The sequence below is a fragment of the Mitsuaria sp. RG genome (genome assembly GCF_028369275.1).
Classification (GTDB): domain Bacteria; phylum Pseudomonadota; class Gammaproteobacteria; order Pseudomonadales; family Pseudomonadaceae; genus Aquipseudomonas; species Aquipseudomonas peradeniyensis.
The window spans coordinates 1-3,634 of the sequence record NZ_JAQMYQ010000092.1; the positions used below are offsets into that span (position 1 = coordinate 1).

Consider the following 3,634-nt stretch of genomic DNA (forward strand, 5'->3'; position numbering starts at 1 on the left):
CCCCCCCCCCCCCCACGAACTTCAATGACCTTTGCCGGCCGCCGCTGGCGCCTTGCCGGCGCGCATCTGCTGCAATAACGGCGTGCATTGGTTCGGCTCATCCCCGCTGCTCGGCGCGATCAGCGCCAGCAGCCCCGCCGCCGGCCCGGCCACCACGCCAAGCGCCACCATCCCCGCGCCACGCAGCGCCAGCGGCACAGCCTGCACGCCGGCACTCGGCTTGGCGAACGGCCCACGCACATACAACGGCGAACGCAACGAGAACAGACGCAGGCCCTTGGACTCGGGGGTGATCTTCAGGTCCAGTTGCTCACTGGCGAAGTTGGCCGTGCCGTTGATGTAGATGATCGCGTTCTCGGTGTCGAAGACGAACAAGCGGGTGGTGGCCAGGCCATCCTTGATCCCGACGTCCGCCGCGGCGCAGTTGATCTTCACATCTTCATCGCCGAACAGCTTGCCGACCACGTAGTTGCCGACGTTGAGCCCGGCGATCTCCATCAGGCTGCGGCTGATCGCGCCATCATTGATCAGCAGGCGCAGATCCCCGCTGGAAGTGCCCAGCAGTGCCGCCACCGAGTTGCCCCGGCCACTGATGTCGGCATCGCCGTTGAGTTCACCGAAGCTGGTCTGCATCGGCGCGAAGCTGGGGAACAGCTGCTTGAGCTTGAAGCCACGCGCGGTCAGCCGGGCGCGGCCCTGCAACGGCGCGCTGCGTCCGTCCAGGCGGATGTTGGAATCGAGGTTGCCGCCGGCTACGCCAAAGCGCAGCGGCTCCAGGCGCAGCAGGCCGTCCTCGAGGATCACATGGGCGGACAGGTCGTTGAACGGCAGCTTCTCGCTGTGCACGATGCGCTTGCCGGCGAAGGTCACATCGGCATCCATGGCCCGCCAGCGCTCGGTGCGGAACTCTTCGACCGGCAGCACCTTGCCGGCCGGCTGCTTGCTGGCGCCGCCGCGGGCCTTCTGCTCGCTGTTGGAATCGGCGCCGATCAGCGGCGCCAGGTCCTTGAACAGCAGCTGGTTGGACACCAGGTTGCCGGAGAGCTTCGGCCGGGGCTGGCTGGCGACGAAGGCCAGGTCGCCGTGGATGTCGCTGTCGCCGATCTTGCCGTTGAAGCCTTCGTAGCGGAACTGCGCACCCTCGGCGGCATGCAGGTTGGCGGTCAGATGACCATCGGTGGCGTACGGCGGCGTATCGGGCAAGGTCACGCCGGTCAGCGGGTAGAGGTTGCCCAGGCTGCTGCCGGAAAGCTTCAGGCGCAGGTCGAGGGCGCCGAGGTTGCGTGGATCGGTCAGGGTCCCGGCCAGCGCGACCCGGGTGTCGCCGATACGCACGTCGGCCTGCAGCGGAAACGGCTGGCTGGTGTCCTGCAGCGCCAACAGGCCGCCGATCTTGCCGGTGCCGGCCACCGCCAGGCCCTTGTAGCGGCCCTGGGCCTTGAAACCGAAGGCGTAGTCCTGGGCATTGCCGGCCTTCTCGGCGCAGGCCTTGCCAACGATGTCGCTGAACGGGATCGGCTTGCCCAGCGGATCGACCTGCACCTTCATGCTGGTCTTCAGCGTCTGGTCGTCGAAGCTGACGTTGCCTTGGTCGAAACCAATGGCGCCGATGTCCAACACCCACTTCGACGGCTCTTCGTTCTCGTCCTTGGGCCCGAAATCGAACACCCAGTTGGCCCGGCCATCGGCCTGCCGGGCAAGGCTGGCGCTGGGCTTGACCAGGTCGATGCGCGGAATGCTGATGCGTTGGACGATCAGCGGCAACGGCGCCAGGCGAAAGTCCACGCGCTCCAGGGCGACCATATGCGGCGCCTTGAGCCAATCGGGGTTGCCCAGGGTGAGGTCTTCGGCGGTGAAGTGCGGCCACGGCACGAAGGCGCGCCAGCCGCCTTCCTCGGGCTCGGTGCGCCAGTGCACGGCGAGGTTGCCGTTGATCGCGAAGGGCCGGTGCAGGGCTTCGGAGACTTTCTCGTTAAGCAGCGGCTTGACGCGGTTCCAGTCGAAAGTGGCGATCACCACCACCAGGATCGCCAGCAGGGTGGCGAGGGTGGCGAAGGTCCAGATGAGGATTCTGGCAGGGCGCGTCATTGCATGGTTCTCCTGACTGCATGGCACTCATTATGTCGGACTGATGAAAAACCGCCGGGTTTAATCCGTGCGCCATGATAACCAGGATTTTCCTGACGCCTTTCTCAGCTTTTCGTCCATGGACAGCGGCAGTGTTACCGGGGATCAAGCGTGCCTCAGCGCTTGCAAAACACCTGAAAACATTGATTCAGAGCCTTCCGCGCACAGTATCAATCCCGTCGATTGTTACCATTATCCTGATGAACTTTTCTCTGGAGTTACCAGGCGTAGCATTGGCTTCGTACCCACTTTCCAGCCCCCCCGAGGAGCACCGAATCATGAAACGCCATCTGCTGCTGAGCCTGACCCTGTCCGTACTTGCCGCCAACGCCTTCGCCCTGCCAGCCGAAGACCAGCACCTGAGCGCTGAATCGCGCTCCAGCGCCGCCGCCGTCAGCCAACCGCTGAACACTCTGGCAGAAGGTGGCGCCGAGCGCCTGCAGGAACGCGCAGGCCGCCTGGCCGAAGGCGGTTCCGAGCGCCTGCTCGAACGTAACAACCGTGTCGCCGAAGGTGGCTCGGATCGCCTGATCGAACGCAACGACCGCGTTGCCGAGGGCGGCTCCGATCGCCTGATCCAACGCAATGACCGCGTCGCCGAAGGGGGCTCCGATCGCCTGATCCAACGCAATGACCGTGTCGCAGAAGGTGGCGCCGATCGCCTCAACGAACGCAACAACCGTGTAGCCGAAGGTGGCTCGGATCGTCTGGTCGAACTCAGCCGTGTGAGCTGATCGCCATGGCCGAAAACAACAACCCGCCCCACTGCGCCTGCTCCCCTCCAAGCCCGGTCCATTGACCGGGCTTTGTTTTTTTATCCAGAATGCCCAGTCGTACAGTCATAGAATCCTGTCCCATGCTGCCGCGCGCCGAACAGAAGTTACAAACCCGCCAGGCCCTGCTGGATGCCGCCTGCCTGCTCATGGAGAGCGGCCGTGGCTTCGGCAGCATCAGCCTGCGCGAGGTGGCCAAGGCCGCGGGCATCGTGCCCACCGGCTTCTACCGCCACTTCCCCGACATGGATGCCCTGGGCCTGGCCCTGGTCGCCGAGGTGGACACCACCTTCCGCCAGACCATTCGCCTGGTGCGCCAGAATGAATTCGAACTGGGCGGCATCACCGACGCCTCGGTGCGCATCTTCCTCGACGTGGTCATCGCCCACCGGGCGCAGTTCCTGTTCCTAGCCCGCGAGCAATATGGCGGCTCGCAACCGGTACGCCAGGCCATCGCCCGCCTGCGCCAGGACATCAGCAGCGACCTGGCCACGGACCTGGCGCGCATGCCGCGCTGGCAGCACCTGGACGGCGCCGCCCTGGCGGTAATGGCCGACCTGGTGGTCAAGACCGTGTTCGCCACCTTGCCCGAACTGATCGACAGTCCCGAGCCGGGTCATCCACAGGCGCTGACACCGCAGGAAAAGATCACCCAGCAGTTGCGCTTCATCTTCGTCGGCGCGCGGCACTGGCAGGGGCTGGGTAATCCCGGCTGACGCTTTCGCCCAGATCGG

The 3,634-nt window shown here is 65.2% G+C and carries 3 protein-coding genes; 2 read left to right on the forward strand and 1 reads right to left on the reverse strand.

Features of this window, described 5'->3' with window-relative positions; translation table 11 throughout:
• Positions 1–21: 21 nt before the first annotated feature.
• Entirely contained in the window at positions 22–2,088 is a 2,067-nt protein-coding gene (locus POF53_RS25775) for an AsmA family protein (protein ID WP_498970026.1), read from the reverse strand.
• A gap of 317 nt (positions 2,089–2,405) precedes the next feature.
• Here POF53_RS25775 and POF53_RS25780 point away from each other — a divergent pair, with 317 nt between their 5' ends.
• Entirely contained in the window at positions 2,406–2,861 is a 456-nt protein-coding gene (locus POF53_RS25780) for a phage infection protein (protein WP_203648138.1), read from the forward strand.
• 122 nt (positions 2,862–2,983) lie between these two features.
• Positions 2,984–3,616: a TetR family transcriptional regulator gene (locus tag POF53_RS25785; protein ID WP_110734940.1), complete on the forward strand. Its 633-nt coding sequence runs from the start codon at positions 2,984–2,986 to the stop codon at positions 3,614–3,616.
• The last annotated feature ends 18 nt before the right edge of the window (positions 3,617–3,634 follow it).

Bases quoted from the DNA above. Each gene is read 5' to 3' on its own strand.
- POF53_RS25785 (WP_110734940.1), top strand. From the start codon at position 2,984: ATGCTGCCGCGCGCCGAACAGAAGTTACAAACCCGCCAGGCCCTGCTG.
- POF53_RS25775 (WP_498970026.1), bottom strand. From the start codon at position 2,088: ATGACGCGCCCTGCCAGAATCCTCATCTGGACCTTCGCCACCCTCGCC.
- POF53_RS25780 (WP_203648138.1), top strand. From the start codon at position 2,406: ATGAAACGCCATCTGCTGCTGAGCCTGACCCTGTCCGTACTTGCCGCC.